This window comes from Polaromonas sp. (genome assembly GCF_036676035.1).
In the GTDB taxonomy this organism is placed as follows: Bacteria; Pseudomonadota; Gammaproteobacteria; order Burkholderiales; family Burkholderiaceae_C; genus Polaromonas.
Genome location: NZ_JAKFDR010000104.1, coordinates 1 through 3989 on the forward strand (window position 1 = coordinate 1; position 3989 = coordinate 3989).

The 3989-nt window shown below is 64.5% G+C and carries 3 protein-coding genes and 1 pseudogene; all 4 read left to right on the forward strand.

Annotated features, from left to right (window positions below; all coding sequences use genetic code 11):
* Positions 1-385 (forward strand): annotated as a pseudogene (locus V6M61_RS15495) (glucose-6-phosphate dehydrogenase); the annotation flags it as partial.
* A 249-nt stretch (positions 386-634) separates the two neighbouring features.
* Positions 635-1198: a histidine phosphatase family protein gene (locus V6M61_RS15500; protein ID WP_332777481.1), complete on the forward strand. Its 564-nt coding sequence runs from the start codon at positions 635-637 to the stop codon at positions 1196-1198.
* 51 nt (positions 1199-1249) lie between these two features.
* The gene (locus V6M61_RS15505) at positions 1250-2188 is read left to right on the forward strand and encodes a 5'-nucleotidase (protein WP_332777482.1); all 939 of its coding nucleotides are present in this window, start codon (positions 1250-1252) and stop codon (positions 2186-2188) included.
* A gap of 130 nt (positions 2189-2318) precedes the next feature.
* Positions 2319-3989, forward strand: a 1671-nt coding sequence (locus V6M61_RS15510) for an ABC transporter ATP-binding protein/permease (RefSeq protein WP_332777483.1), incomplete at its 3' end; no start/stop codon positions are given.

A 3989-nucleotide genomic window follows, 5' to 3' on the forward strand; every position in this document is an offset into this window, starting at 1 on the left:
GAATGTCGGCAACCGCCTGGTGATCAACCTGCAGCCCAAGGACGGCCTGGAGCTGCATCTGCTGGCCCAGGGCTCGCACCAGCGCCATGACCGCGGCACCCCCTCATTGGTGCCGGTGCAGCTCGACCTCGATTTCGACAAGCGCTTTGGCTCGGAGCGCGTGGGCGCTTACGAGCGGCTGCTGCTTGATGTGATCGCCGGGCGGCTCAACCTCTTTGTACGCAGCGATGAGCAGGAGGAAGCCTGGCGCTGGGTCGAGCCTGTCCTCGACGCCTGGAGCAGCCAGCCGGCCGGGCCACGCCCCTACGGGGCAGGCACATGGGGGCCCAGCGCGGCGAGTGCCATGATTGCGCGCGATGGCTACTGCTGGAGCGAAGAGTGTTAGCCCCCACGCTCCCCACTGCGTGTGGTTCGCTGCCCCCCGGGGGGGCCGCTGCGCCTGCGGTCTGGCAAAGCCAGTCCCGCGGCCCCGGCTTGCCATATACATCCCTACGAAGGCTTGCTGAGTGTGGCGTTCTGTACGTTGCAAGTCGCTGGCCCTCAAAACACCAGTCCGAGCCGCGGAACCGGCTTTGCCGGGCCGCAGGCGGGGCGGCCCCCTCGGGGGGCAGGGAGTTACACGAAGTGAACGACCGTGGGGGCTCATAAACTCTGGCTGGTCCGCCATGCACAACCGCTGCTGGAGCCCGGGGTCTGCTACGGCCGGCTTGATGTGGCGGCCGACCCGCAAGCCACCCGCATCTGTGCCGAGGCGCTGGCCGAAGTGCTGCCGTCGTGCATCGCGGTGATCAGTTCTCCGCTACAAAGATGTGAGCTGCTTGCGCAGGCGTTGCAAGGGCTGCGGGCCGATTTGACTTACAAAACCGATGCCCGGCTGCAGGAAATGGATTTCGGCGACTGGGAAGGCCGGCGCTGGAGCGACATTCCTCAGGCCGCGCTGGCGGCCTGGACCGCCCGCTTTGGCGACCATGCCGTGGGCGGCCACGGCGAGACCGTGGCCGCTGTCATGGCCCGTACCGCCGCGGCATTTGATGAACTAAGCCCAGCCACAGACACGCTGTGGATCACGCACGCCGGCGTGATGCGCGCCGCCGGACTGATTGCGCGCGGCGTGCGCCAGGTGGCACGCGCCGACCAGTGGCCGGTGGCGGGCCCGGCTTATGGACAATGGTGCACACTGGACCTGCACCTTTCATAATCACCCCACACCCCGACGACCTCACAAGAGCAAAGAACAGAGAGCAAGCACATGGCAGCCAATCTGGATGGGCAACTGGTCGTGGCGATTTCATCGCGCGCGCTGTTTGACCTCGAAGAAGAAAATCGCGTTTTCGAGCAATCGGATGACCGCGCCTACATGAAGCTGCAGCTGGACCGGCTGGAGCGGCCCGCCAAGCCGGGTGTGGCTTTTTCCCTGGTCAAGAAGCTGCTGGCGTTCAACGACGACCCCAGTCAATCATCCGCTGAGCAGACAGGCCAGCCGATCAAGCAACGCGTGGAGGTGGTCATACTCTCGCGCAACGACCCGGTGTCGGGGCTGCGCGTGTTCCGCTCGGTGCAAACCCACGAGCTGAGCGTGGCGCGCGGGGTCTTCACGCGCGGGCGCGAGCCTTACCGCTACCTCTCGCCGCTGCAGGCCAACCTGTTCCTGTCGGCCAACCCGGACGATGTGAAAGCCGCCCTGCACATGGGTTTTCCGGCCGCCACGGTCGCCACCCATTCCGTGCGGGCCAAGGACAACTACCCCAACGAAGTGCGCATCGCCTTTGACGGTGACGCGGTTTTGTTTTCCGACGAGGCCGAGCAGGTCTTCCAGCGCCAAGGCCTGCCGGCGTTTCAGCAGCACGAGCGGGACAAGGCCGTCCAGCCCTTGCCCGATGGCCCGTTCAAGCCCCTGCTCATCGCCCTGCACCGGCTGCAGCAGGCCGGCACGCCCCGCATGCGCATACGCACCGCGCTGGTCACCGCCCGCAGCGCGCCTGCGCACGAACGTGCCATCCGCACCCTGATGAACTGGAACATTGAAGTCGATGAAGCCATGTTCCTCGGCGGCCTGGCCAAAGGCGAATTCCTGCGCGAGTTCGAGCCCGACTTCTTCTTTGACGACCAGACCGGGCATGTCAATTCAGCAGCGCAGCATGTGCCCGCCGGGCATGTGGCCAGTGGGGTGTCGAATCAGTTGCCGTGAATCCCCTCCCCGTTCGTCCTGAGGTATCGACGCCAGGTGATCTAAGAGCCCTTCGATACCTCAGGGCGAACGGTAAGAACGGTCATGAAGTGCACAAGTGCATGCGATTACTCATGAAAATCCCAACAGAATGAACCCGCTTCCCAACATCTCTAAAAAATTCAGCTCCTTCAGGCAGTTCAGCGCCAAGGCCTGGGCCCTGTCCCTGCCCTACTTCCAGTCCGAAGACAAATGGAAGGCGCGCGGCCTGCTGGCAGCCATCGTGGCGCTCAACCTGGGCGCGGTCTACATGCTGGTGCTGCTCAATGACTGGAACCGCCTGTTCTACGACGCGCTGCAAGACAAAAACCAGCCGGTGTTCTGGGAGCAGTTGGGGCGCTTCACCTACCTGGCGTTTGCCTTCATCATCATCGCGGTCTACCGCTTCTACCTGACGCAGCTGCTCGAGGTCCGCTGGCGCGCCTGGATGACCCGCCATTACCTGCAGCGCTGGCTGTCCGGCCATGCGTTTTACCAGTTGGAGCTGGCACGCTACACCACCAGCGACAGCGGTGCGGCCACCACGCCCGACAACCCCGACCAGCGTATCCAGGAAGACCTGAACCTGTTCACCAGCTTCACCATTTCGCTGAGCATGGGCCTGCTCAACGCGCTGGTCACGCTAATGAGCTTTGTCGGCATCCTGTGGAGCCTGTCGGGTGCTTTCGCCTTCACCCTGGGCGGCGCCAGCTACAACATCCCGGGCTTCATGGTCTGGATGGCCGTGCTGTACTGCGCCGCGGGCAGCCTCATCACCCACTACATCGGCCGCCCGCAGATCAGGCTCAACTTCCAGCAGCAGCGCTATGAGGCCGACTTTCGCCACCACCTGGTGCGGGTGCGCGAATACAGCGAGTCGATCGCGCTGGACAAAGGCCAAACGGTGGAGCGCGCCCAGCTCGAGACGCGCTTTGCCAGCGTGCTGGGCAACTACCTGCAGCTGATCAGGAAGCAGAAAAACCTGATCTGGTTCACCAATTTCTTCGGCCAGGCCGCCGTGGTGTTTCCCTTCATCGTGGCCGCACCGCGCTTTTTCAGCGGTGCCATCCAGCTCGGGCAATTGATGCAGATTGCTTCGGCTTTTGGCCGGGTGCAGGACTCGCTGAGCTGGTTTGTCGACAACTACAGCAGCCTGGCCGCCTGGCGCGCCACGACCGACCGCCTGACCAGTTTTGAAGAGCACATTCAGGCTCAAGCCCAGCAGGATCGTGCGCAGGCAGCTATTAATTTAATAGCAAATCAGGCTCGCGAACCAGCCAGCCCCGGAACGCTGGCGACACACGGGCTGACGCTGGGCCTGCCCGCGGGCGACGTGCTGCTCACCGGTCTGTCGCTGCAGGCCAGCCCCGGCGACCGCGTGCTGCTCAAAGGGCCCTCCGGCAGTGGCAAGTCCACCCTGTTTCGCGCGCTGGCCGGCATCTGGCCGTTTGCGCGCGGCCAGGCCAGGCTGCCGCTGGATGCCATGTTCATTCCGCAGCGGCCCTACTTTCCCGATGGCTCGCTGCGCAACGCCCTGGCCTACCCGCAGGCGGCGGCGCGCTACAGCGACGAGGCCCTGCGCCAGGCGCTGACGGACGCCCTGCTGCCGCAGCTGGTCAAGCGCCTCGATGAGCAGGACTCGTGGGGCCAGAAGCTGTCAGGCGGCGAGCAGCAGCGCCTGGCGATTGCCCGCGTGCTGCTGAAAAAGCCGCGCTGGATTCTGGCCGACGAAGCCACCAGCGCGCTCGATGAAGCCGCGGAAAAAACCCTTTATGAAAAGCTG